This window comes from Streptomyces sp. GL_141 (assembly GCF_057834385.1).
Genome location: NZ_CM174402.1, coordinates 2020384 through 2045024, shown reverse-complemented (window position 1 = coordinate 2045024; position 24641 = coordinate 2020384). Strand labels below are relative to the sequence as shown.

Annotated in this window: 19 protein-coding genes; 12 read left to right on the top strand and 7 right to left on the bottom strand. The window is 72.6% G+C overall.

The annotated features are described in order from the left end of the window. The first annotated feature begins 10 nt into the window (after positions 1 to 10). The 7 genes from AC3IX6_RS08655 to AC3IX6_RS08625 all read left to right on the top strand — a co-directional run bounded on the left by AC3IX6_RS08655 (position 11) and on the right by AC3IX6_RS08625 (position 7354). A complete protein-coding gene (locus AC3IX6_RS08655) occupies positions 11 to 424 on the top strand; it encodes a hypothetical protein (protein WP_489369648.1) in 414 nt (137 codons plus the stop codon). Next, entirely contained in the window at positions 424 to 987 is a 564-nt protein-coding gene (locus tag AC3IX6_RS08650; protein WP_243331657.1) for a hypothetical protein, read from the top strand. The genes AC3IX6_RS08655 and AC3IX6_RS08650 overlap by 1 nt, the downstream gene beginning before the upstream one ends. After that, the gene (locus tag AC3IX6_RS08645) at positions 987 to 5642 is read left to right on the top strand and encodes a putative T7SS-secreted protein (RefSeq protein ID WP_489369647.1); all 4656 of its coding nucleotides are present in this window, start codon (positions 987 to 989) and stop codon (positions 5640 to 5642) included. Before AC3IX6_RS08650 ends, AC3IX6_RS08645 begins: the two co-directional genes overlap by 1 nt. Further along, positions 5629 to 6123 (top strand): hypothetical protein, encoded by a 495-nt coding sequence (locus AC3IX6_RS08640; protein WP_489369646.1) that lies wholly within the window; start codon positions 5629 to 5631, stop codon positions 6121 to 6123. Before AC3IX6_RS08645 ends, AC3IX6_RS08640 begins: the two co-directional genes overlap by 14 nt. 9 nt (positions 6124 to 6132) lie before the next feature. Continuing rightward, the gene (locus AC3IX6_RS08635) at positions 6133 to 6534 is read left to right on the top strand and encodes an Imm50 family immunity protein (protein WP_489369645.1); all 402 of its coding nucleotides are present in this window, start codon (positions 6133 to 6135) and stop codon (positions 6532 to 6534) included. A 151-nt stretch (positions 6535 to 6685) separates the two neighbouring features. After that, complete coding sequence (locus tag AC3IX6_RS08630) at positions 6686 to 6955, top strand: hypothetical protein (protein ID WP_053676276.1); 270 nt, start codon at positions 6686 to 6688, stop codon at positions 6953 to 6955. Positions 6956 to 6997: 42 nt separating this feature from the next. Continuing rightward, entirely contained in the window at positions 6998 to 7354 is a 357-nt protein-coding gene (locus tag AC3IX6_RS08625; RefSeq protein ID WP_489369644.1) for a hypothetical protein, read from the top strand. Between the two features lie 19 nt (positions 7355 to 7373). On the opposite strand, the gene AC3IX6_RS08620 is transcribed toward AC3IX6_RS08625, so the two are convergent. Further along, positions 7374 to 8876 (bottom strand): MFS transporter, encoded by a 1503-nt coding sequence (locus AC3IX6_RS08620; RefSeq protein ID WP_489369643.1) that lies wholly within the window; start codon positions 8874 to 8876, stop codon positions 7374 to 7376. 198 nt (positions 8877 to 9074) lie between these two features. Between AC3IX6_RS08620 and AC3IX6_RS08615 the strand changes: the two genes are divergently transcribed. The 3 genes from AC3IX6_RS08615 to AC3IX6_RS08605 all read left to right on the top strand — a co-directional run bounded on the left by AC3IX6_RS08615 (position 9075) and on the right by AC3IX6_RS08605 (position 13203). Continuing rightward, complete coding sequence (locus AC3IX6_RS08615) at positions 9075 to 9701, top strand: TetR/AcrR family transcriptional regulator (protein WP_489369642.1); 627 nt, start codon at positions 9075 to 9077, stop codon at positions 9699 to 9701. Positions 9702 to 9817: 116 nt separating this feature from the next. Beyond that, positions 9818 to 11092 carry a sensor histidine kinase gene (locus AC3IX6_RS08610; RefSeq protein ID WP_489369641.1) on the top strand — a complete coding sequence of 425 codons (1275 nt, stop codon included), beginning with the start codon at positions 9818 to 9820 and terminating at the stop codon, positions 11090 to 11092. A 143-nt stretch (positions 11093 to 11235) separates the two neighbouring features. Further along, positions 11236 to 13203: a flavin monoamine oxidase family protein gene (locus AC3IX6_RS08605; RefSeq protein WP_489369640.1), complete on the top strand. Its 1968-nt coding sequence runs from the start codon at positions 11236 to 11238 to the stop codon at positions 13201 to 13203. 77 nt (positions 13204 to 13280) lie between these two features. On the opposite strand, the gene AC3IX6_RS08600 is transcribed toward AC3IX6_RS08605, so the two are convergent. The 6 genes from AC3IX6_RS08600 to AC3IX6_RS08575 form a co-directional block, all read right to left on the bottom strand. Then, the gene (locus AC3IX6_RS08600) at positions 13281 to 15236 is read right to left on the bottom strand and encodes a CASTOR/POLLUX-related putative ion channel (RefSeq protein WP_489369639.1); all 1956 of its coding nucleotides are present in this window, start codon (positions 15234 to 15236) and stop codon (positions 13281 to 13283) included. Positions 15237 to 15440: 204 nt separating this feature from the next. Next, positions 15441 to 15887, bottom strand: a complete 447-nt coding sequence (locus AC3IX6_RS08595; protein WP_489369638.1) for a DUF7144 family membrane protein — start codon at positions 15885 to 15887, stop codon at positions 15441 to 15443. Positions 15888 to 16105: 218 nt separating this feature from the next. Continuing rightward, positions 16106 to 18196, bottom strand: a complete 2091-nt coding sequence (locus AC3IX6_RS08590; RefSeq protein WP_489369637.1) for a DUF11 domain-containing protein — start codon at positions 18194 to 18196, stop codon at positions 16106 to 16108. A gap of 89 nt (positions 18197 to 18285) precedes the next feature. After that, positions 18286 to 20406 (bottom strand): hypothetical protein, encoded by a 2121-nt coding sequence (locus AC3IX6_RS08585; protein WP_489369636.1) that lies wholly within the window; start codon positions 20404 to 20406, stop codon positions 18286 to 18288. A 71-nt stretch (positions 20407 to 20477) separates the two neighbouring features. Next, positions 20478 to 21872 (bottom strand): hypothetical protein, encoded by a 1395-nt coding sequence (locus AC3IX6_RS08580; RefSeq protein ID WP_489369635.1) that lies wholly within the window; start codon positions 21870 to 21872, stop codon positions 20478 to 20480. A 193-nt stretch (positions 21873 to 22065) separates the two neighbouring features. Continuing rightward, positions 22066 to 23496, bottom strand: coding sequence for an MFS transporter (locus AC3IX6_RS08575; protein WP_489371375.1), 1431 nt, complete (start codon positions 23494 to 23496; stop codon positions 22066 to 22068). A 164-nt stretch (positions 23497 to 23660) separates the two neighbouring features. On the opposite strand from AC3IX6_RS08575, the gene AC3IX6_RS08570 reads away from it, so the two are divergent. Both AC3IX6_RS08570 and AC3IX6_RS08565 read left to right on the top strand, forming a co-directional pair. After that, positions 23661 to 24020 carry an ArsR/SmtB family transcription factor gene (locus tag AC3IX6_RS08570; RefSeq protein WP_327304143.1) on the top strand — a complete coding sequence of 120 codons (360 nt, stop codon included), beginning with the start codon at positions 23661 to 23663 and terminating at the stop codon, positions 24018 to 24020. Between the two features lie 100 nt (positions 24021 to 24120). Beyond that, positions 24121 to 24627, top strand: coding sequence for an MgtC/SapB family protein (locus AC3IX6_RS08565; RefSeq protein WP_489369634.1), 507 nt, complete (start codon positions 24121 to 24123; stop codon positions 24625 to 24627). The last annotated feature ends 14 nt before the right edge of the window (positions 24628 to 24641 follow it).

Below are 24641 nucleotides of genomic sequence, written 5' to 3'. Positions count from 1 at the left end.
GATGCAACCCATGGAACTGACCGTAGAGATCGCGGCGATACGGGACGGTCGGGGCGATCCGGCACGCCTGCTCGGGGAGTTCCGGCGGGCCGTGCTGCTGGTTCCGCTGGACGGGGGTCCTGACGGCGGTCTGATGTCGGCGGTGTCCGGCGGCATCCGCTGGATCTACGCCTTCACCGACGAGGAGGCGCTGGCCCGGTTCGCGGCGGCGCGTGGCGAGGCGGAGGCTGGCCGGGAGTGGGAGTTCCTCTCGGTGCTGGGTGCGCGGCTGGTGGACGCGGTGGTTCCGTTGGCGGACGGTCCGGCGGGTGTGGCCGTGAACGTCGCGGACGGCGACGGGTCGATGTTCTTCCCGCCGGTGGCGGGGATCGTCCCGGACGCGCATGCCGTGGACCTCGGTCCGGACCGCGGGGAGGTGGCCTGATGGCGGGGAACGGGGATCTCGAGGTTTCGCCGGCGGCGGTCAAGAACATTCAGGACGGTCTGCGGGCCGCGATCGGGGAGCTGCGGGAGTCGGGGGACGCGGCCGGCGCTTCGATGGGCGCGGGCTTCGAGAACCTGGCGATGACGGGGATGGAGGCCGGGCACGCGGGTCTGGCCACCGACTTCGAGGATTTCTGCGAGCGCTGGGAGTGGGGCGTGCGGAGTCTGGTGCAGGACGCGAGCACCCTCGCCCAGTCGCTGGGGATCGCGGCGGGCACGGTGTGGGAGGAGGAGCAGTACCTCCACGGGACCTTCCGGGTGGTCGCGAACGCGGCGTACGGCAATCCGCACGCCAGTGAGGACGAGATCGAGAAGAAGCCGTGGGGAGAGATCTTCTCCGCGGACGTCTACAAGCCCGATTACAGCCGGGAGTCCTTCGAGAAGAGCCAGGAGCAGATGCGCCAGACCTGGTCGGACACGGGGGACACCGTGACGTCCACGGGCAGGATCGGTTCGCTGAAGGACCTGCTGGAGCAGGCGAAGCGTGACGGGGACGGTCACTGATGGGGTGGCGGGATTTCGTTCCGGACGGGGTCGAGGACTGGGCCGAGGACCGGGTCGAGGACGTCGGTGACGCGGTCGAGTGGGCCGGCGACAAGACGGCGGACCTGGCGGAGGACGTCGGGCTGGACGGGGCCGGGGACTGGATCCGTGACAAGAGCCGCTCGGCCGCGAACCGGCTGGGCGCGGACGTCGCGGAGTTGGAGCTGGGTCAGACCGAGGACCCGAACAAGCTGGTCTACGGCAGTGTGGCGAAGATCCGCGCGCAGGTCTCCCACCTGAACGACTTCAAGGCGTCCTTCGACAAGGTCGGCAACGGGCTGAAGGGGATGGGGGAGCCGGACGGCCTGAAGGGCAAGACGGCTGATTCCTTCAGGGAGGCGGTGGCGAAGGAGCCGCCGCGCTGGTTCAAGGCGGCCGAGGCCTTCGGGAAGGCCGCGGACGCGATGGGCCGGTTCGCGGAGACCGTGGAGTGGGCTCAGGGGCAGGCCAAGGAGGCCCTGGAGGAGTACAACCGGGCCAAGAAGGTCTCCACCGAGGCCCGCGGCGCGCACAACAAGCTGGTCGACACCTACAACAACGCGCTGAAGGCCAAGCAGGACCCGCTGCCGCCCCGCCCCTCGGAGAACTTCACCGATCCGGGGACCGCGATCGCGACGGCCGCTCAGGACAAGCTGGACACGGCCCGCAAGCAGCGCAACGACGTCGCGGAGACGGTGCGTACGGCGGTGCGGGCGGCGCGGGACGCGGCCCCGCCGAAGCCCTCGTACGCCAAGCAGCTCGGCGACGGGATGGACTACCTCGACCTGGCGAAGACGCACCTGACGGGTGGTGTCATCAAGGGCACGGCCGGGATCGTGAACTTCGCGCGGGCGCTGAACCCGATGGATCCGTACAACCTCACCCACCCCGCCGAGTACGTGACGAACCTGAACTCGACGGCGGCGGGTCTGGTCACGCTGGCCAACGACCCGCTCGGTGCGGGCAAGAAGATGCTCGACGAGTTCATGAAGGATCCCTCCGAGGGCATCGGCAAGCTGATCCCGGAGCTCGTCGGCTCCAAGGGCCTGGGCGGCCTGAAGAAGGTCGGCTCCGCCGCCAAACACGCCGATGACCTCAAGGGACCGGGCCGCACCGGCCTGGACACGGACGGACCGAACCAGCGGGACAAGCCGGACTGCGACAAGCGGTGCGACGGGACCGACCCGGTCGACCTCGCCACCGGCCGGATGTTCCTGCCCCAGACGGACATCGTCCTGCCAGGCACGCTGCCGCTGATCTTCACCCGTCGTGCGGAGTCCGGTTACACGGCGGGCCGTTGGTTCGGACCGTCCTGGTCCTCCACCATCGACGAGCACCTGGAGATCGACCCCGAGGGCGTCGTCCTGGTCACCGCGGACGGCCTGGTCGTCGCGTACCCGCACCCCGCCCCCGGGGTGCCCGTGTTCGCGACCAGCGGCCCCCGGTGGCCGCTGGACCGCACGCCGGAGGGCGATTACACCGTCACCGACCCGGCCCTGGGCCGTACCCGGTACTTCACCGCTCCCGCCGGCATCGGGACCGAGGACGACCGGTACGGGCATGCGGTCATCGACCACATCGAGGACCGCAACGGCAACACGATCACCTTCGAGTACGACGCCGACGGCACCCCGCTGGGCATCGCTCACAGTGGTGGCTACCACCTGCGCCTCGACACCACGGACGGACGCGTCACCGGCCTCCACCTCACCGGTGGCCCGCGCGTCCTCGCGTACGGCTACGCCGACGGCAACCTCACCGAGGTCACGAACTCCTCGGGCCTGCCGCTGCGTCTCGCCTATGACGAGCGCGGCCGCATCACCTCTTGGACGGACACGAACGACCGCCGCTACTCGTACACGTACGACGACGAGGACCGCTGTGTCGCGCAGGGCGGGACCGCGGGACACCTGACCCTCAGCATCGCCTACGGCCCGCCGGACCCGTCGACGGGCCTGCGCACCACCACGACCTCTACGCCCACCGGTGAGGTGCGCCGCTATCTGGTGGACGCCTCGTTCCGGGTGGTGGAGTCGGTCGGCGCGCTCGGGGTCGTGACCCGGTCCTCGTACGATGCCCGCGGCCGACTGGCCTCACTCACGGACGGGCTCGGCCGCACCACCGTCTTCGGCCGCGATACCGAAGGCCGTCTGGTCCACGTGGTCCGGCCGGACGGCAAGGAACTGAGCACCGAATACGACGCCGCGGGACGACCGGTGCTCCAGACCCGGGCGGACCGCACCACCTGGCGGTTCGCCTACGACGAGCGTGGAAATCCGGTCGCCCGCACCGGACCCGTGGGCGGCACCACCTGCTACGCCTACGACGACAGGGGCGCCCTGACCTCGACCACCGACGCCCTCGGGGGCACCACCCGGATCCGCTGCGACGGGGCGGGCCTCCCCGTCGAGATCACCGACCCGGTCGGTGCGGTCACCCGGTACGAACGGGACGCCTTCGGCCGGGCCATCCGCATCGTCGACGCCCTGGGACACGCCACCGAGCTGCACTGGACACCGGAAGGACGGCCGGCCCGGCGGGTCGAAGCGGACGGTTCCGCCCAGGAGTGGACGTACGACGGCGAGGGAAACTGCCTCACCCACACGGACGCCGCCGGTGCCACCATCCGCTACGAGTACGGCGACTTCGACCTGGTGACGGCCCGCACCGGCCCCGACGGCGCCCGCCACGTCTTCACCCACGACGCCGGACTGCGACTCACCGAGGTGCTGGATCCCCGGGGGCTGACCTGGCACTACACCTATGACGCCGCGGGCATGCCGGAGTCGGAGACCGACTTCGACGGCCGCACCGTCCGCTACGTCCACGACGCGGGAGGCCGCCTGGTCACCCGGATCAACGCCGGGGGCCAGGCCGTCCGCCTGGAGTACGACGTTCTCGACAACCGGGTGCTGAAGGAGGCGGACGGGGAGACCACCCACTACACGTACGACTTCTCGGACCGTCTGGCCTCGGTGACCGGACCGGGAGGCACCCTGACGTACCTGCGCGACCGCGCCGGCCGCATCTGCCGGGAGACCTTCGAAGGCCGGACCCTGACGCGCTCGTACGACGAACTCAGCCGCGTCGTATCCCGCACCACCCCGTCAGGTGCGACCGCCGAGTGGACCTACGACGCGGCGGGCCACCGCACCGCGCTGACCACTTCCGGTCACCGGCTCGTCTTCGAGCGGGACGCCCTCGGCCGGGAGACGGGGCGCCGCGTCGGCGACGCGCTCGCGCTGGACCTCGTGCGCGACGAGCTGGGGCGTCTGGTGGAGCAGCGCGTCACCGGCGGCGAGAGCCGGCCGTCACGAAGCCGGAGCTACTCCTACCGTGCGGACGGCAGCCTGCTCGCGGTCAACGACGACCTCGGGGGTGACCGGAGCTACGAACTGGACCCGGCGGGACGGGTCACCGCCGTCACGGCCTCCGGCTGGAGCGAGCGGTACGCCTACGACGTGGCGGGCAATCAGACCGAGGCCTCCTGGCCCGACACGCACCCGGGCGGATCCGAGGCCACCGGACCCCGCGCGTACGAGGGTACCCACCTCGTCGGGGCGGGCCGGACCGTCTACACGTACGACGCCATGGGCCGGGCCGTCCGGCGCAGTCGCACCCGGCTCTCGCGCAGACCGGACACCTGGCAGTACACGTGGGACGCCGAGGACCGGCTCACGGCCGTGACCACCCCGGACGGCACGCTGTGGCGGTACCGCTACGACCCCATGGGCCGGCGCAGCGCCAAACAGCGCATGGCGGCGGACGGCGTCACGGTGGCGGAGGAGGTCACCTTCGTCTGGGACGGCATGACGCTGTGCGAAGAGACCTCCACCAGGGCCCCGGAGCCCGGTGACGACGCACCGCCCCCGTCGGTCACCCTGACCTGGGACCACCACGGACTCCAGCCGCTCGCGCAGACGGAGCGGCTGGCGGCCGGTGGCGCCGATGTCGACAGGCGGTTCTTCGCGATCGTCACCGACCTGATCGGCACCCCTCTGGAACTCGTCGACGAGACCGGCGGGATTGCCTGGCGCACCCGTGCGACGGTGTGGGGCGCGACCACGTGGAACACCGACGCGCGCGGCTACACGCCGTTGAGGTTCCCCGGGCAGTACTTCGACCCGGAATCCGGGCTGCACTACAACTGCTTCCGGCACTACGATCCCGAGACGGCCCGTTATCTCTCCGTCGACCCTCTGGGCCTGGGCCCGGCGCCCAACCCCCGTACCTATGTGGCGAACCCGCTGACCTGGACGGACGCGTTGGGCCTCGCGCCCGAATGTCCCAAGGTCGGCCGGACCTTGGCGGAGACGAAGGAGCTGGCGCTGCGGAAGGCGGGCGTGCCCGAGGGGCTGGAGCCCTCGGACGTCTACCCGTGGACGAAGGCGACCACCCCCGAATGGCAGGGGGGCAAGCAGCTGATGGGGCCGGACGGCAAACCGATCTGGTACACCGAGGAGTGGTACGAGCTGCCCAACGGGGACATCGTCGTCTTCCAGGACCATTGGTTCGGCCACCAGAAGCCGGGTGAGCCCGGATACCAGCCGCCGCACGTACACGTCCGCCCCGGAGAGGACACCCGGAACGGCCAGATCCCGGGCACGGAGGAGCATTATTACTATGACCTGGAATGATTTCGTCGTAAACGCGGAGGTCTTCGCCCCGTACTACGACGAGCTACCCCCGCTGACGGCCGTCCGGCTCCGCTCCGTCCACCTGGACGGCTGGGCTTCGGCCGCGACGCTCAGGCTCGACCTGCCCCGTTTCCCGGACCGGTGGGAGACGGGGCCCGGCGATACGATGCAGTGTCAGCTCCAGTTCTCGCACGTCGAGGACTTCGTGATGGACGGGTGGCGCCCGCCGGTGACGGCGGACGTGGAGCTGGCCGTGCTCGTCGGGCCGCCGGAGCACCGGATCGCGGTACGGGTGGCGGCGGCCGGGGCCGAGGTGGCATTCACAGCGAACGCCTCCGTGGTCGCCGGGCGGCTCGGAGTCTTCACCCGGGACGCAGACGGTGGCGACGGCGGGCCGCGCCATTTCACGCGCCTGATCGAGCGCAGGCTCTACCCGGCGCTGCCGCCCACCCACGACAACACCTTCTACGAGCGGGTCTGAGAGTCCGAGATGAGCCTGAGCCTTCCCCCGTGGCCGCAACTCGCGGTGCTGTACGACGCGCCACCGGATCTCTCCTCCTGCCCGCTGTACTACGTGCACGTGGACGAGCGCGAGACGTCGGTCACCCTTGGCTTCGAGAGCTCGCGGCTGCCCGATCACCCCGAGCCGGACTGGCAGGAGGGGACGTACAACACCCTTCGCTTCTTCGTCGTGTTCAGTGGCGTGGACGAACTGCGGATGGCGGGCATCGCCGCGGAGCACCCGGATCTCCACGACCGCACGGTGTGCCTCACCGAGACGGTGACGGGTCGCCAGCGGGTGTCGGTGACCAGCGCGACCCGCTCGATCTCCTTCACCGCCGAGGCCTCCCGGCTCGACCGGATCCGCGTCTACTTGCAGGGATCGCCGTGACCCGGACCCCGGAGACGAACCGTGAGGCCCGCGGCTTCCCGGGCGGCGGCGATGGGCCGCCCGTCGGTTCCTTGGGACCGGTGGACAAGCTCGACCGGTTCGACGAACTCACCCAGAACCGCAGCTGGGTCAAAATCTTTGGAGGGCCCGATTGAGGTTCCGTGACCACCAAGAACTCGACGTGACGGTCGTCGCGGTCGCTCCCGTGGGCGCGAAGGTGGAAGTGGACGGATCCGCCGGCCTCTTCGGATTCATCGACCAGGTGAAGCATCCGTCCTGGCGGGACGAGAACGTGGCGCCGCCGCAGGCCGGCGACAAGCTCCACGTCTGCGTGCTGGACGCCACCCGCGAGCCGTTTCCCCGTCTCAGCGCGCTCCAGAACGACATCGACATCGCCCGGCGGCTGAGAGGTGACGCCTGAACCGGCAGCTCTCGTCCCGCCTGGGTCTGGTGACGGAGGCCCGTGGGTGCGCACCGCCCGCGGCCGGGCGCCGCGGACCCGCGTGTGGTGGTGGCGCGTGCCGAAGTCCGCGCCGTGGTGAGTCCTGACGCCCACCGGCTCCTCGTCATCTCGGTCGTGAGCGAGGAAGCCGCACGGGCCGTGTGCGTGGTGCGGAGCCTGTACGGTTCCGCGCGCGCCGGGACGCTCTACCAGCTGCCCTCTCCGGCGGACGGAACCGTGGAACTGACGGAGATCGAGTGGTACGGGCACCCGCGGGAGGTGCTGGACGAAACGCACCACGGGAAGGTCTGCCTCGTCGGGTCCGGTGCGGGTGCGCTGCGGGCCGGGGAAGCCCTGGCGGTGCGGGACCGGAGCTGACCGGACCCCCCGGCCCCGGTCAGTGGGCGAACACGGGCCCGGCCGAGGGGTCGGGGCGGCCCTCGGGGAGCAGCGTCAGGCCGGCCGCGGCCGCCACGGCGGCGATGACCGCACAGGCGGTGAAGGCGCCGGCGAACCCGTCGACCGACGGGGTGGCGCCCTCGAGGCTCGCGCCGGCGACCGCCGCGACCACGGCGATGCCCAGGGACGCACCCAGTTCGTGGCAGGTGTTGACCAGGCCGGAGCCCAGTCCCGCGTCCTGGTGCTCGACGCCGTGCAGGGAGCTGGTGACGGCGCAGACGAAGCCGGCGCCCAGCCCGAACGAGAGCAGGATGAAGCCCGGCATGACCTGGGTCCACGCGTTGCCGTCCCGCTCCAGGCCGGTCAGCAGGAGCGCCCCGGCGACGGCGACCGCCATGCCGCCGGTGGCGGTCGCCCGCCATCCCAGCCGCGCCACGGCCTGCGAGCCGAGGTGCGCGCCGACGAGGGTGGCCAGGGCGGCCGGCAGGAACGTCAGGCCGGTGCGCAGCGCGCTGAAGCCGAGGACGTGCTGGAGGTAGAGCGAGCAGAGGAAGAACGCCGAGATCAGGACGCCGGACGCGGCGAGCATCAGCAGGCAGCCGCCGATGAGCGAGCGCCGGGCCAGGAACGGGAGCCGCACCAGGGGGGCGGCGGCGGAGCGCTCCGCGACGACGAACAGGACGGCTCCGACGAGCGCGCCCAGCAGCGGGAGCCATGCGCCGATGTCGCCGAACCCGTTGTCCCGGGCCTGGGCGAGGCCGTAGATGAGCAGGGCCGGGGTGGCCGTCATCGTCAGCGCACCCGGCAGGTCGAAGCCGGTGGGGGCTGATCCGTGCCCGGTGGCCGTGGCCTCCTTGACGAGGGCGGGGACCGCCAGCAGCACGGCGAGGCCGATCGGCACGTTGACGAAGAAGATCGACTCCCAGCCCGGTCCGGACACCAGCACCCCGCCCAGCAGGACGCCGAAGGCCGCGCCGGTGGCGCCGATCGCGGCCCAGACGCCGAGCGCCCGGTTGCGCTCGGGCCCCTCGAACACCGTCATGACCAGTGCCATGGCCGCGGGCGACATCACGGCCGCGCCGATGCCCTGCACCGCCCGGGCGGTGATCAGTACGCCGCCGCTCTCGGCCAGTCCGGAGGCCAGCGAGGCCGCGGTGAAGAGCGTGAGGCCCACCAGGAACATCCGGCGCCGGCCGAGCAGGTCGCCGAGTCGGCCGCCGAGCAGCAGCAGGCTGCCGAAGAACAGCGTGTACGCGGTGACGACCCAGGTCAACGCGCCGGCGTTCAGCCCCAGTTCGCCGCCGATGGTGGGCAGTGCGACGTTCACCACGGTGACGTCGACGATGAGCATGAACTGCGCCGTGCACAGCAGCGCGAGGACCAGCCACCGGCGCGGGTCCGGCGGTGCTCCGGTCTCCGCGGGCCCGTGGTGCGCGGTCGCGGCGCGGAGGGGATGCCCGGCCCCGGCCGGATCGGTGTGGGTGTGACTCTCCGGGTTCACCGCATGCTCCTTAACTTGAACAGTGCTGTCAGGCTTACGGTACGCACGGAGCCCGTATTTTGTACAGTGCTGTTCAAGTTGAGGGCCCGTCAGGAGCCCCTGGCGGCGCGTACCGGCCCGCCCCCCGCGCCGGCCCGGCCCGCAGGGGGTCAAGGCCGACCTGGCGTGCCGCGAAGGAGGTGGCATACGCTCCCACTCATGTCCACGCCGTCTCAAAAAGCACGCCGCGCTACCGCAGTGGAGCGGGGGGAGCCCCGCCGCCGCGCGGATGCGGAGCGGAGCATTGCGGCCATCGTCGCCGCCGCGATCGACTGCTTCCGGCGGGACCCCGGCGTGAGCCTGAGCGCCGTCGCCAGCGCGGCCGGGGTCAGCCGGGTCACGCTCTACGCGCACTTCCCGTCCCGCGAGGCCCTGGTCGACGCGGTACTGGACCACTCCGTCGGACAGGCGGACGCCGCCCTCCAGGCCCAGGGGCTCGACGAGGGCCCGGCGGACGAGGCCTTCTCCCGCCTGGTGCGGTCCGGCTGGCGGATCCTGGAGCGCCACGCGTTCCTGCTGGCCGCCTCCGAAGGGGTCATCACGCCGGCCCGCCGCCGTGCGCACCACGAGAGGGTCCTCGCGCGCGTGGAACGGGTCCTGGTCCGGGGTCAGGCGGAGGGGGTGTTCCGCACCGACCTCCCGCTCTCCTGGCTGGTCACCACCTTCTACAGCCTGCTGCACGCGGCGGGCGCCGAGGCCGACGCACGGCACCTCAAGGTCAAGGACGTCCCCGACATCCTGGACCGCACCCTCTCGTCCATCCTGCGGGCGACCCCGCCCTCCTGACGCTCCGTACGCTCCGTACGCCTCTGTGGCCCGCGGGCCATAGGGGTGACACGCGGGTCATCCGATCGTTTTATCCCGGCACCGACCCGTTCGGCGACAATGTGGCTGTTTGTCCAATGCGGGGACTCAGCCAGGAGGCGCACGTGCGGCCCGACCCCAACGGCCCCTCCGGCACGGCGGTTCCCGGCAGCGACCCGGACGACCGGCGGCTCGCGCTGGTTATGCGCGTCACGTTCTTCGTGCTGGTCGGCACGTCGATGGTCCGGTTCGTCCAGCGGCACACCCAGGAAGCCCGCGCCCCCTGGGTGATCGCCCTCGCCGTGGTGCTCGCCGTCCTCTACGCCTTCGGCCCCTCCCTCACGGTGAAGGCGGCGTCCCCGGTCCACGGCCGCGCACCGTGGCCTCCCGCCCCCCGGCTGGCCTGGCTGGGCACGGTCGTCACGGTGTGGGCCGTCCTCGTCCTCCTCGCGCCCAGCTTCGCGTGGGTCGCGGTCCCGCTCTTCTACTCCGTGCTGCGCACCCTGCCGCCCGTCGCCGCATACGTCCTCGTCGCGTTCCTCACGCTCTTCGTGATCTTCGCGCAGCTGACACTGGCCCCCCGCTTCAACCTCGACCTGGTGATCGGACCGGCCGCCGTCGCCGCGCTCACCACGGCCGTCTTTCTCCACATGCAACGGCAAGCGGCCCGCCAGCACGCCCTCATCGACGACCTCGTCCGCACCCGCCGCGAGCTCGCCGCCACCGAGCGCCGCGAAGGAACCCTCGCCGAACGCCAGCGCCTGTCCATGGAGATCCACGACACGCTCGCCCAGGGCCTGTCCAGCCAGCACATACTGCTCCAGGCCGCCGAGCGGACCTGGGACGCCGACCCGGCCAAGGCCCGCGGCCATGTCCGTGCCGCCGCGTCCATCGCCGAGCTCAACCTCGCGGAGGCCCGCCGGTTCGTGCACGACCTGGCGCCCGCCGACCTCGCCCGCGGCGGCGGCCTGGACACCGCCCTGCACGCCCTCGCGGAACGCGAGTCCGGGGCCGGACTCACGGTGCGCGTCCACATCGACGCGGGCGGGCGGACCGCACCGCTGCCCGAACGCGTGCAGTCCGCACTGCTGCGCGTCGCGCAGGGCGCGCTGGCCAACGTACGGGAGCACTCCGGGGCCACCACCGCCGTGCTCACCCTCACCCGGCTCGACGACCAAGTCGTCCTCGACGTCGCGGACAACGGACGGGGATTCGACCCCGTCGCCCTCCCCGGGGCCCCGTCCGGCCTGCGCGGACACGGCGTCCCGGCGATGCGGGTCCGGATGCGGCAACTCGGCGGGACCCTGACCATCGAGTCGTCGCCCGGAGAGGGCGCCGTGCTGACCGCCTCCGTCCCGCTCCCCGCGCTCTGAGGGCAACGGGCACCGCTCCAAAGTGGCCCGTACGAAACCCAGTTCGTCAGCACGGCGCGGCGCGCGACGCACGTCCGGGTGGTCCTTGCCCGCGCGAGCGCTTTCCGGTCCTTCCGGCCCGGGCGGGCGGCAAGAGTTGGGTCATGATCATGGATCCCGATGCCAACCCCGAAACCCCCGACGCTTCCGGCGCCCCCGGCGAGCACGCACCGGCGCCCTCCCGCAGGCCCTCCCGCCGGACCGTCATCGCCGGCGCGGCCGCCGTCGCCGCGGCCGGCGGGCTGACGGTCGCCGTCACCTCCGCCGAGACCTCGCAGGCCGTCCCCGGTGCCGCGGTCGCCGACTGGGGCGCCTGCCTGACGATCGCGCGGGCCATCCTCGTACGGGACGACGAGGACCGGCCGCTCGTACCGCGCTACGCCGACATCCTCCTCAAGAACGGCCTGCCGCGCTCGCGCCGCCCCGCGAAGAAGGTGCTGATCGTCGGCGCCGGACCGGCCGGCCTCACCGCCGCACACCTCCTGCGCGAAGCCGGCCATCAGGTCACCGTCATCGAGGCGAACGGCAACCGGGTGGGCGGCCGGATCAAGACCTTCCGCACCGGCGGCCACGAGAAGGCCGCGCAGCCCTTCGCCGACCCGAAGCAGTACGCCGAGGCCGGCGCGATGCGCATCCCCGACAGCCACCCGCTGGTCACCGGCCTGATGGACGGCCTCGGCCTCAAGCGCCGGCGCTTCCACCTGGTCGACGTGGACGCGGCAGGCCGTCCCGCGTACCGGACGTGGATCCACGTCAACGGCATCCGCGTCCGCCGCGCCGACTACGCGCGCGCCCCGCAGGTGCTCAATCGTTCCTTCGGAGTCCCGCAGGCGTACGAGTCCGTGCCCGCCTCGCAGATCGTCCGCGATGCCTTCGCCCCGGTGCGGGGGGAGATCGAGGGCAAGAAGGACAGGGAACTCGTCGAGGGCTGGGCACGCGTCATCCAGCGCTACGGCCACATGTCGATGTATCGCTTCCTGACAGAGGAGGCCAAGCTCGACGAGCGGACCATCGACCTGATCGGAACCGTCGAGAACCTCACCTCCCGCCTGCACCTCGCCTTCGTGCACAGCTTCATCGGCGCCTCGCTGATCAGCCCCGACACCGCCTTCTACGAACTGCCCGGCGGCACCGCCACCTTGGCCGACGCCATGTACGCCCGCGTCAAGGACCTCGTACGGCTCGACCGCCGCGCCACCCGCATCACCCACGGCGAGGGCAAGGTCACCGTGGAGACCGTCTCCGAGGGCCGCGGCGGCAGCCCCGTACGGCGCGAGACCTTCACCGCCGACACCGCGATCATCACCGTCCCCTTCTCCGGACTGCGCCACATCCCCATCACCCCCGCGCTCTCCTACGGCAAGCGGCGGGCGGTCACCGAGTTGCACTACGACGCCGCCACCAAGGTGCTGCTCGAATTCAGCCGCCGCTGGTGGGAGTTCGACGAGGCCGACTGGAAGCGCGAGCTGGAGGCGGTGCAGCCCGGCCTGTACCGGAAGTACCAGACGGGTCAGACCCCGGGGAACGGCACCCTGATGGGCGCCCACTCCTCCGTGCCCGAGGGCCACATCTCCACGAGTCAGCGCTCCCACTACGCCGCCAGCCGCGTGGTCAGCCGCGACCAGCCCGAGGCGGCCGGCGTCATCGGCGGCGGCTCGGCCACCGACAACCCCAACCGCTTCATGTTCCAGCCCTCCTACCCGGTCGAAGGCAGCGCCGGCGGAGTCGTCCTCGCCTCCTACAGCTGGTCGGACGACGCCCTGAAGTGGGACTCCCTGGACGACGAGGAGCGCTACCCGCGCGCCCTCGCGGGCGTCCAGGAAGTGTTCGGACAGCGCATCGAGGTGTTCTACACCGGCGTCGGCCGCACCCAGTCCTGGATGCGCGACCCGTACGCCTACGGAGAGGCCTCCGTCCTGCTGCCCGGCCAGCACACCGAGCTCTTCCCCCACGTCCGGAAGGCCGAGGGCAACCTGCACTTCGCCGGATGCCACACGTCGATCAAGCCCGCGTGGATCGAGGGAGCCCTGGAATCGGCGGTACGGACCGCCCTGGAGGTCCACACCGCGTAGCGGCCGCCCGCGCTGCCCGTGCAGCCCCGGCTGCACCGGTGGCTCCGGTGCGGCCCTCGGCCCTCGGCCCCCGGCCCTCAGCTCTCGGCGAGCACGATCACCCAGTCCTCCTCGGAGAACCGGATCCGCTCCCGCTTGTCGGGGTTGATCCGCACCCCGTGGTCGGGGGCCGTGGCGCTCCGTGCGCGCAGCCGGTAGCCGACCGCGCATTCCCGGCGCCGCCGCGCCGACTCGACGACCGTGGCGAACGAGACCTCGGAGCCGGCCCGGACGTAGTCCGCGGCCGGCTTGAGGTGGAACTCGTGCCCCTCCGCCGTGAACAACTCCTCGAAGACCTCGGAGAGATAGGGGCTCTCCGAGATCTGGGTCATCAGCAGACTGATCAGCCGGCCGCTCACGATGAAGTCCGCGCCGCCCCGGGCCGGCGCGAGGAGCCGGTTGCCGTCGTCGGACATCTCGGTGGTGAGCGCGAGTTCCCGCTGCGCGGCATGCCCGATGGCCCGCAGGTGCAGCAGGGTCACCAGCGTCCTGTCGTCCGCGCGCCCCTCCGGATCCGTGTCCGTCGCCGGAGCGGGGGAGGCCATGGGGGCGTCCAGGGCCTCGTACTCCGTCTCACCGATCACGATCACGCCGTCGTACGAGGGCACGTCCAGCTTGGCCAGGGTGAGCGGATCGGTGATGTCGCCGGTGTGGAGGGAGACTTCGAGGCGGGAGCGCGCGGCGGTGACGGACTGCGCGCCGTACGAGGCCGCGTACGCGCCGAGCGCCACGACGTCCAGGGTCGTCCCCGGGCTCACGTACTGGTCGAGCTGCTCGATGACGAGCGGGGCTCGGCGGTTCCAGCCGAGCAGGAGGAGACGTTCGGCCGGTGCCGCCCTGGGCCCCGGCGACACGATCGCCCCTTCCTCCACGAGGGAGGCGAGGGAGGCCGCGTCCGCCCGTACGGCCGTGTCGTCGTCCCGCGCGATGACGATGATCCGGTCGGCCGGGCCGATCACCGCCCCCCGGGCGGGATTGAGGGTGACGCTCCCGTCGGCGTGCAGCAGGCCGACCGCGCAGGACGTGGCGAACGACAGCAGCGCCTCGTCGAAGGCCCGCCCCACGAGGTCCCCGGCGGCGACCGGGTAGAACTCGTCGCCCGCGAAGTCCAGCAACTCCGAGTAGACGAGGGAGAGGCCGGGCTGCCGGGCCGTCTGGACGAGAAGCCGGGCGACGATGTCGTCGACGCACAGGACGTGCCCCGCGGGCCCGGCGGCGAGCCTGGCGGTGGCGTGGTTGCGGGAGTCGCGGACGGCGGCGACCACCACCGCTTCCCCCTCGCCGGACCCGGGCACGGCCGCGTCGAGGGCGAGGAGCGTCTTCACCACGTGGGCGTCACCGCCGTCCCCGGTGGGAGGCAGCACCAGCACGGCCTTCGCGGTGCGCGGACTCACCCGGCACAGCTCGGTGGGGTCGGTGGTGCTCCCGTTGCGGCAGATGATCCGTGTCCGGCCGCTGTCCCCGACGCGGGTGGAGATCGCGGTCTCCATCCCCACCTTGTCCTGCGGGGCGAGCACCGCGATGGCGGACCTGCGCTGGTTCGCGTTCGCGGCCACCAGCTCCCCGATCACGGGGAAGACCTGGTCCGACCAGCCCAGTACGACGGTGTGCCGGGTCTCCAGCACGGTGGAGTGACCGAGGCGCAGCGCCATGATGCGCTGGTTGATCCCGGTGGTGATCAGACTGACCAGGGTCGACACGAAGAGCAGGGCCACGAGCGCGAGGGACACGGAGGCCAGCACGTAGAGCGGGGAGCCGACGGCGCCCCCGATCTTCAGGGTCTGGCCGACGCTGACCCACACGGCGGTGAGCCGGCCGGAGAGCGTGGCCGGAGCGGACCGGTCTGACCAGACGAGGACCATGCTCGCCGGGACGACGACGGCCAGGCAGGCCAGGGCGAGCCAGCCGATGAGCGCGGTCGTTCCGCCCGAGACCAGATGGTCGAAGCGGTACCGGAGCCGGAGCCGGAGTGACGTCGTGTGCTGCTGCGCCACACCAGCTCCCGTACATGAGTCGACACGCCGATGGGAGCGGCCGCCCGCCCACCGGGAGTCACCCTAGGCAGAAGTCCGCCCCCGCCCCTCGAGAACGCCACCGGCCTCACTCAGAGGTATGAACGCACCGAGGGCGTCCTTGCCGTCCACCACACCGGCCGACGGCCGGTGTGGTGGACGGCAAGGACGCCCTCGGTGCGCCGATCAGGAGGAGGTGGAGCGGGCGTCGCCCTTGTCCGTGCACAGGGCCCAGATGATGAAGACGCCGATGGCGATCGAGATGAGGCCCCAGAGCGGCGTGTAGGGCAGCCACAGGAAGTTGAGGATGATGTCCAGCGCGACGATCACCACGCCCGTGACCCTGGCCCAGTCCGCGCCCTTGAGGATGCCCGCGCCGACGACCACGAGCACGATGCCCAGGACCAGGTGGATCCAGCCCCACGCGGTGACGTCGAACTTGAAGGTGTAGTCGCCGACGCGCGCGTAGACGTCGTCGTTCGCGATGCCGACGATTCCCTTCAGGATGCCGAGGACGCCTTCGACGAGCATCAGCACGCCGGCGAACACGGTGCCGCTCGCGGCCCACGGGTTCTGCCCGTCACGGGTGTAGCTGCTGTTGGGGGCCCTGCTGGGGGGCGTTGCCTGTGCCACGAGAGGCTCCTTCGTCGGGCGGGACGCCGAGGGTCCTGCATTGCGCCCAGCGTCCGTGGCGGGGGAGCGATGGGACATTCGAGCGCCGCCATTCGGGTGAATCCGCGCTACGCCCCCGGCGGCGGCCCTGGCTGCGTCCCCCGATGGCGCCCCCGTGGGCGTACGCCGGAAGGCCGGCAGCGCGGGGTGCGCTGCCGGCCCTCCGTGGGGGTGCGGGGTCAGGGGGTCGTCTTGCCGACCTCCAGGTCCGCCGTCGGGTCCTTGACCGTGCCGCCGGGCGGGCCGGCGGCCGCGCTCGTGTTGTTCGCGGGCTTGGGGTCGCCGGTCAGGGAGTCGACGGTGGCGGTGTTGCGGATGTCGGAGCCGTTCCCCGTGTACTCCGGGTCCAGCTTCACCTTGATCACCCAGGTCATCGACGCTCCGGGCGCCAGCCGCGGCAGCGCGCCGCAGGTGACGGTCCGTCCCGAAGTGCACGTGGCGTCGCCGGATACGAAGCTCAGTGCTGTCGGCAGCGTGTCGGAGACCGTGATCTGCTCGGCCTGGGAGGGGCCGTTGTTGGTGACGGTCAGGGCGTAGTCGAAGGTCTCGCCCGGAGCCACGGGGCTGGTCTGGACGGGCTTCTTGGTGATGGCGAGGTCCGCGGCGGGCTCCGTGACGTGCCCGCCGGGCACGGTCGCGGTGCTCTTGTCGTTCCCGCTCGCCGGGTCGATGTTGTCGGCCGTCACCTGGGCGGTGTTCCTCAGGTCGCTGCCGTCCCCGGCGTAGGCGGGATCCACCTTGACCGTGAGCAGGTACTCGACCGTTTCACCGACCTTGAGCGGGCTGGTGCGCTTGCACGACACCAGATGCCCGGCGACGGTGCAGCCGGCGGGGGAGGAGGCCACGTACGAGAGGCCCTCGGGGAGGTCGTCGGACAGCTTGACGTTGAAGGCATCGGCCGAGGGGCCGTGGTTCGTGATCCGGATCCGGTAGTCGAAGCTCTCGCCGGGCACCGGCGGCTTGGTACCGACGGCTTGTTTGACCACTTCCAGGTCCGCGGTCGGCTTGTTGACGGTGCTGCCGGGCAGGCCCGCCGGGCTGCTCGTGTTGTTCTCCGGCCGGGGGTCCTTGGTCCGCGAGGTGGCGGTCACCGTGTTGCGGATGTCGGATCCGTTGCCGGTGTACCCGCTGTCCAGCCGGACGGTGAACCGCCAGGTCCGGGAGTCCGAGGGCTCCAGTACCGCCACCGGGCCGCAGGTGACCGTACCGTCGGTGACCGAGCAGCCGTCGGGGGAGGAGACGAAGGCGAGCTGCGCGGGCAGCTTGTCGGTGACGGTGGTGCCGAGGGCGCGGGACGGGCCGTCGTTGGTCGCGCTCACCACGTACGCGAAGGTCTGCCCGGGCGCGACCGGGGTGTCGTCGGCCGGCCGCTTGGTCGTCCACACGTCGGCCTGCGGGACGGTGACCCCACCGGGCGGCAGCACGGCGCGGGAGGTGTTGTCGGCGGGCTCCGGATCCTTGGACGCGGAGGCGGAGGTCGCCGTGTTGCGCAGGTCGCTGCCGTCACCGGCGTAGGCGGCGTCCAGCTTCACCTTGAAGGTCCACACCACCTCGCCGCCGGGGACGAGCCGGGCCAGCGGACCGCAGGTGACGGTCCGTCCGGACACCGCGCACGGGTCGGCGGAGGACACGAAGTCCAGCCCGACGGGCAGGGCGTCGGTCACCACGACGTTGCGCGCGTCGGAGGGGCCCTTGTTGGTCGTACGGACCTCGTACTCGTACTCCTGGCCCGGCACCGTCGGCCCCGCGCCCAGCGGGGTCTTGACGGTGGCCAGGTCCGACACGGGATCGAACGGCCCCGGAGGCAGCACCGGATCCGGCTTGTTGTTGGCGGGATCGGGATCGGTGGCCTCGGAGCTGCCCGTGGCACTGTTGCCGAGGTCGGAACCGTCGCCCTGGTACGAGGGACTCAGCCGGGCCTGGAAGCTCCAGCTCTTGGTCTCCCCGGCGGAAAGCTGCGGCTCGGGCCCGCACGTGACGGTCTGTCCGATGGCGGTGCAGCCGTCGGAGGAGCCGACGAAGGAGATCCCGGTGGGGAGCTTGTCCGTCGCGGTGACCTTGCGGGCCACCGACGGGCCCTTGTTCCGTGCGGTCAGCGTGTAGGTGATCAGGTCACCGGGAGCCTTGGCCCGCTGTGCCGTCACCTCGATCCTGGGCCCTCCGCCGGGCAGGGCGGCGGCCCCGGGGACCGGTCCGGCCCACAGGGCCGCGGCGCAGAGCAGCGGAGCCAGGGCCCACACCGCAGGCCGCCGGCCTGGTGTCGTCGTCATCGCGCATCGTTCCGTTTCGTGCGGGAGAGGACCGTACAGGGGGAGCTGTACGGGAGTTCGGGGGAGGGCGGGCAGGGGGAGCCGCCCCGTCAGCCCGCCGTCGCGCGCTTGGCGAGCTCGATGTCGGCGCTCGGCGGGCGGACGCGCCCGCCGGGCACACCGGCGGAGCCGCTGTTGTCGAGCGGGTTCGGATCGGCCGTGTCCGCGCGGGCGGTCGCGGTGTTCAGCGGGCCCGTCCCGTCACCGGTGTACGCGGGGTCGAGGCGCACGGTGAAGGTCCACGACCGGACCCCGTCCGGTTCCAGCGACGCCGCCGCGGCGCAGGTGACGTCCCGGCCGACGGCGGTGCAGCCCCCGGCCGACGCGACGAACGCGAGCGCCGCCGGCAGCGGGTCGGCGACCGTGACCTTCCGGGCCGTGGACGGGCCGCCGTTGCGGACGGTCACCGTGTACGTGAAGGTCTCCCCGGGCGCCACGGGGGAGCGGGCCTCGACGGCCTTCACCAGCGAGAGATCGGCCTGCGCGGCCGCCACTCCGCCGGGTGGAGCGGCGGCCGCGCTGGTGTCGTTCGCGGGCTGCGGGTCGGGCAGGGCGTGCCGCACGACCGCGACGTTCCCGAGGTCCGAGCCGTCCCCCTGGTAGGCCGGGTCGAGCCGTACGCGTACGGTCCACGAGGTGCGCGCCCCGGCGCCCAGCAGCTCGCGGACCGGGCAGGACAGCTGCTGCCCCGATGCGGTGCACCCGTCGGCGGAGGAGACGAACCGCAGCGGCCCGGGAAGGGTGTCGGACACCTGGACGGCGCTCGTGTGGGAGGGCCCCAGGTTCCGTGCGGTGAGCCGGTAGGCGAACTCCTGCCCCGGGACCACCGGTCCGGAGCCGACTCCTTCCTTCTCCGCGGCCAGGTCGGCGCGCGCCGTCACCACCGTGGCCGCGGCCGTGGAGCTGTTGTCCGCCGGGTTGGTGTCCGTACGGTCCGCCGGGGCGGTCACGGTGGCCGTGTTCGACAGGGTGACGGGCTGCGCCGGGGCCGTACCGGTGATCGTGTACGTGACGGAGCCGCCCCGCAGGAAGTCGGCCGTGGTGTCCAGGACGTTCCCGCTGCCGGAGGCCCGTCCGCAGGTCCCGCCGGTGCCGGCGCGGCAGGTCCAGGTCACGTCGGTCAGTCCGGGCACGGTGTCGCGCACGGCGGCGCCGGTGACCTCGTTGGCCTGGCTGTTGGAGACGGCCAGGGTGTAGGTCACCGGTCCGCCGCCCGCGGGCACGCTCGCGGGGGAGCCCGTCTTGGCGAGGGTCAGATCGGCCGGCACGTTGATCCGGAGGCCGTTGATCTCGTGCACGTTCGTCGCGCCGCCGGTGCTCCCGGAGAACCCCACCTTGAGGGTGGCCGGAAGCTTCGGCTGGTTGGTGATGCCCGTGACGTCGAAGTCGGTGATCAACGCGGTCATGGCCGTGCCGGGGCCGCTGTCGGACGACACCGACAGAAGCATCTTCGTACCGCTGGGCAGGAGGGACACGCGCATCGTGCGCTCCTTGGCGCGGCTGCCGGTCTCCACGGTCTTGCCGGGCCCGTCGGCGGACGTGGCGAAGCGGTATCCCGTCTTTCCGCTGCCTCCGCCGCGCACCACGATCTTGTTGGGCTGGGCGCCCGGGCCGCCGTTGCCGACCGAGTTCGAGGAGAAGTTGCCGAACTCGTCCAGCCCGATGCCGAGGTACGCGCCCGGTACGCCCGAGACGGCGCAGGCGTCCGCCGCGCCCGTGCAGGCGTAGCCGAGGGCTCCGCCGGAAGGGCCTGTCCCGTCGGCGGCGGCGCCATCGGCCAGGTAGAACGACAGGCCGTCACCCCGCTTGCCCTCGAAGGCGGTTCCCCCGTAGGTGGCGTAGCCGAATTCGGCGATGAAGCCGAGGCTGGAGGGGAAGGAGTCCTTCAGCTTCCAGGTGCCGGCCTGAGCGGAGCTCGCGGACGTCAGCCGCAGCCAGCCGCTGCCCTCCGGGTAGCTCGCGTTGCCGCTGGTGCTGCCGAGGTTGGTGGAGCTGTCGAAGGTCTCGTTGACGGGGAAGGCGAGCGCACGGGGCCGGTGGCCGCCGACGGCGCCGGCCGAGGCGGCCGTGCCCGCCGTCGCGGGCGGGGCCAGGGCTGCGGGCAGGACCAGCGCCGCTGTACCCAGCAAGGCGGCGGCCCTGCGCCACCGGGCAGTCCGGGGCATCGTCATACCGGAACGTTCCTCGTCTTGTCGCCGTGCGCCGGGGCGTGCGGAGGGCGTCCGCCGCGGGGAACCGCCGGTCACGGGCGTCGCACCCGGAAGGCCGTCCGCAGCGCCGCTCCCGCGGCCACCAGCGCGGTGGAGGTCCACAGCAGCCAGGCCGGGACCGTGGCCCCGGAGTCGGCCAGGTCGCCGCGGCCGCCGTGCTGCTCCCGGCCGTCGTGGTGGTCGCCGCGGCCGTGATGGCCGTCCCCGCGACCGTCGTGCCCGTCGTGCCCGCCAGGTCCGTCGTGCTGCTCCCGGCCTTCGGACACCAGGCACAGCCGGCCGCCGCCCGGCCCCGTGGTCCCCGGCCGGTTGGAGTTGTCCGAGAGGTCGGGGTCGAAGCTCGCCGAGGTGACGCGTGCGATGTTCTCGATGGGCGTGCACCTGCCGGCCGGCGGCCGGGCCGCCCGGTCCCCGGTGACGGCGCGCACCGTGATCCGGTACTCCGCCTTCTCGCCGGCCCCCAGGCGGCCCAGCGGCGGACAGACCACCAGGCGCTCCCCGTCCTTCGCGGCCGCGCAGTCGTCGGGTGAGGAGAGCAGGGCCAGCGAGGACGGCAGCCGGTCGGTGACCTGGACCTGCCGCGCCGTCGCCGGGCCCTCGTTGCGCACCGTGATCAGGTAGGTGAACTTCTCGCCCGGCCTGACGTGCTCCCGCCCCTTCGCGAGCACCGCCGTCTTGCGGAGCGACAGGTCCGCCGTCCGCGCGCTGGGCGGAATCTCCAGGCCGGTGAGGGAGGAGGTGTTGTTCCGGGAGTCCGGGTCCGAGGTGGCCGAGTCGACGACCGCTTCGTTGACGATGTCCGTACCGTCTCCGCCGTAGCCGGCAGCGAGCCGTACGGTGATCACCCATGCGTGCGAGGCACCTACCGCCAGCGTGGCCAACGGCCCGCACACCGCCGTCCGGCCGCTCGCGGTGCAGCCGTCCCGGGACGAGACGAATTCCAGGGAGAGCGGCAAGCGGTCGGTGACGCGCACCTGGCGGGCGGTGGACGGTCCCCGGTTGGTCACGGTCACGACGTAGTCGAACGTCTCCCGCGCCGCCGAGGCGGCGCTCTCCCGGTCGGCGGCCGCCGTCGGCCGCAGGGTGCCCGACACCGCCAGATCCGCGCTCTCCGGGAGCCGCGAGGCGGCGGCTCCGGTGGCGTCCTCCCCGGGCCCGGCCGCCTGTTCCGTGCCGTCGCCGGATGCCGTCCCCGCGGACGGCTGCAGCGTACCGGCTGCGGGCACCGCGGGTACGGCGGATGCTGAGGGCTCGGACGGCGTGGGGGAGGCGGGGGACTCGGACGCGGTGCTGTCGGGGTCCGCCGGGCCCGATGCCGCGGAGGGCGCCGCGGAGAGGAAGCAGCACGCGGCCACCGCGGAGAGTGCGGCCGCCGTGCGCCGGCGCCGGTACGGGCCAACGGCGCGGCCTCTCACGACACGTCGCATCTGCTGCCCTTCGGGGAGGAGGACTCGCCCCAAGGAGGAGCAGTGCGGTGATCTATTCACACAAATAGTCAGAAAGGGTGCGGCCGGTGTGATCGCTTGTGACTAACGGGTGATCGAATTCAGTCCGTCGGCCCTATGGCGTCGCCCTACGGCGTCGGCTCCGCGCCGTCGGCGCGGTCTCCCTCGATCCGGCTCAGCCGTGGGCGGCGTGCAGTTCGTCCGTGAAGTGGTGGTGGCTGTGCCGCCACCCCGCACCGGCCGGGCGCGCCCCGCGGAGGTGCGGATGCCCGGGGGGCAGCCCGCGGTGCTCGTGCTCGTGTACGTGGCCCCGGGCCGCCGCGGCCTCGTGTGCGCGGCCCCGGGCCCCCGCGCCCTCCACCACCGCGGCCTCCACCCCCGCCGCGCCGGGCTGTCCCGCCCCGGCCGGCCAGAGGCGGGCGGCGAGGACCGTGGCGGCGAGCGCGATCGCGCCGAGGGCCGCCGTCGCCCACCCGAGCCCGGCCTTCGCGCCGACCCAGCCCGCGAGCGGATAGGTCAGCAGCCAGGCGGCGTGCGACAGGGAGAACTGGGCGGCGAACACCGCCGTGCGGTCCTCCTCCGGCGCGGCCCGCCGGAGCACCCGGCCGGCGGGCGTGAGCACCATCGAGCACGCCGCCCCGAACACCGCCCACGTGCCCAGCAGCGCGGGCAGCCGCCAACCGCCGCCGTGCGCCGAGGTGATGATGCCGAGGGCGCCGAACGCCACGGGGAGCAGCAGGGCGCCGGAGAGCATCACCCGCCGGTCCGGGCGGTTCTCCAGGATCCGCGGCAGGACCAGGGCCACGGACATGGACCCGGCTCCGTACGCGCCGAGAGCGAGGGCGACCGACTCGGCGGACAGCCCCAGGAAATCCCGTACGTACACGACGGAGTTGACCGTGACCACGGCTCCGGCGGCCGCGACCGCGAGGTTCATGGCCAGCAGGGACCGCAGCTGCGGGACGCCGAGGAACAGGCGCGTCCCCGCACTGGCCTTGGCGTACGCACCCGGCCCGGATCCGGCGCGGGCCCGCGCCCGCCGGGGCAGGACGGCGGACATCACGAGCGCGGACGAGCCGAGGAATCCGGCCGCCGTGCCGAGGAACAGCCGGTCGTAGGTGACCACCGACAGCAGTGCGGCCGCGAGGGCGGGGCTGAACAGGCTCTCCAGGTCGTAGGCGAGCCGGGACAGGGACAGGGCCCGCGTGTAGTCGCGCTCCTCCGGCAGGACATCGGGGATCAGGGCCTGGAAGGTCGGCGTGAAGGCGGCCGAGGCGGTCTGCAGCAGGAAGATCAGGACGTAGACCTGCCACACCTGGCTCACGAACGGCAGGAGGAGCGCGACCCCCGCCCGGACCAGATCGGAGCCGGCCAGGAGGGCCCGGCGCGGCAGCCGGTCGGCCACCGCGGCGACCGCCGGGGCGATGGCCACGTACGCCACCATTTTGATCGCGAGCGCCGTGCCGAGCACCGCACCCGCGTCGGCGCCCGCGAGCTCGTACGCGAGCAGGCCGAGGGCCACGGTGGCCAGGCCCGTGCCGGTCAGGGCGATGACCTGGGCGCCGAACAGGCGGCGGTAGGTGCGGTCGCGCAGCACGCTCGGCATGCGGTTCCTCTCGGGCCGGGTGGTGGGGCGGGCCTCCAATGTATCCACACATGCGCACCTACGCACATATTCAATGGATCGCGGCTCCTCCCTCGTTCCCCCCTCGTTGCTCCCCCGCTCCGCCCTCGTCCCGGACGGCCCCGCAGCGACCTACCCTGTGGGGTATGCCTGCTCGCGAACCCCAGCCACCTGCACCCGATGCGCACCTACGGGATCCCGACCGGGCGCGCCTCACCGAGGCGACCGAGGTCTTCGCGATGCTGTCGGACGTCACCCGGCTCCACCTCCTGTGGCTGCTCGCCCAGGAGGAGTCGGACGTCGGCTCGCTCGCCGATCGGTGCGCCGCGTCGAGGACCGCGGTGAGCCAGCACCTGGCGAAACTGCGGCTGGCGGGCCTCGTGGACACCCGCCGCGAGGGCCGGCGCATCCACTACAGCCTGCGCGACGGGCATCTGCGCCGGCTCGTCCTGGAAGCCCTCAGCCATGCCGACCACCGGGTCAGCGGAACGGCCCCGCACAACTGATCCCCGCGGCGGCGCGCCCGGCGGCCCGGGCGGCCCCCGCGCGCTCTACTGGCACGGACAGCCGTGCCTCCGCGTGCGGAGGACTCCGGAAGGGCGGCCGATGGACTACCGGCAGGCGGACACCTCCACCCTCGTCACGATCGGCCACCTCACGGTGGCCTTCGTCCTCACCTACCTCCTCGGCTTCGAACGCGCCCTGAGGGGAGCCGCCGCCGGAAACCGGACCTTCTCCATGATCGGCGTCGGTGCCGCCCTCGTGGCCGTCCTCGCCCTGGACGGCGCGCCCAACGCCCTGGCGGGAGTCATCACCGGCGTCGGGTTCATCGGGGGCGGCGTGGTCTTCCGGCAGAGCCTCACGGAGGGCGACCTCGTCCACGGGGTGACCACCGCCGGAGCCATCTTCGCCGCGGCCGCCATCGGAGCGGCCGCCGGCCAGGGACGCCTGGCCCTGGCCGCCGCGGCGACGGCCTTCGTGATCCTGGCGCTGGAGACCCGTCACATCCCCGGCCTGAGCGTCTTCGACGGCCGCCGGTGGGCCCACCGCTTCCACGGCGACGCCGACGTCCTGCGACAGCACGGCGAGCGCAGCCCCAGCGCCGAGGACTGACCGCCCGTCTGCTG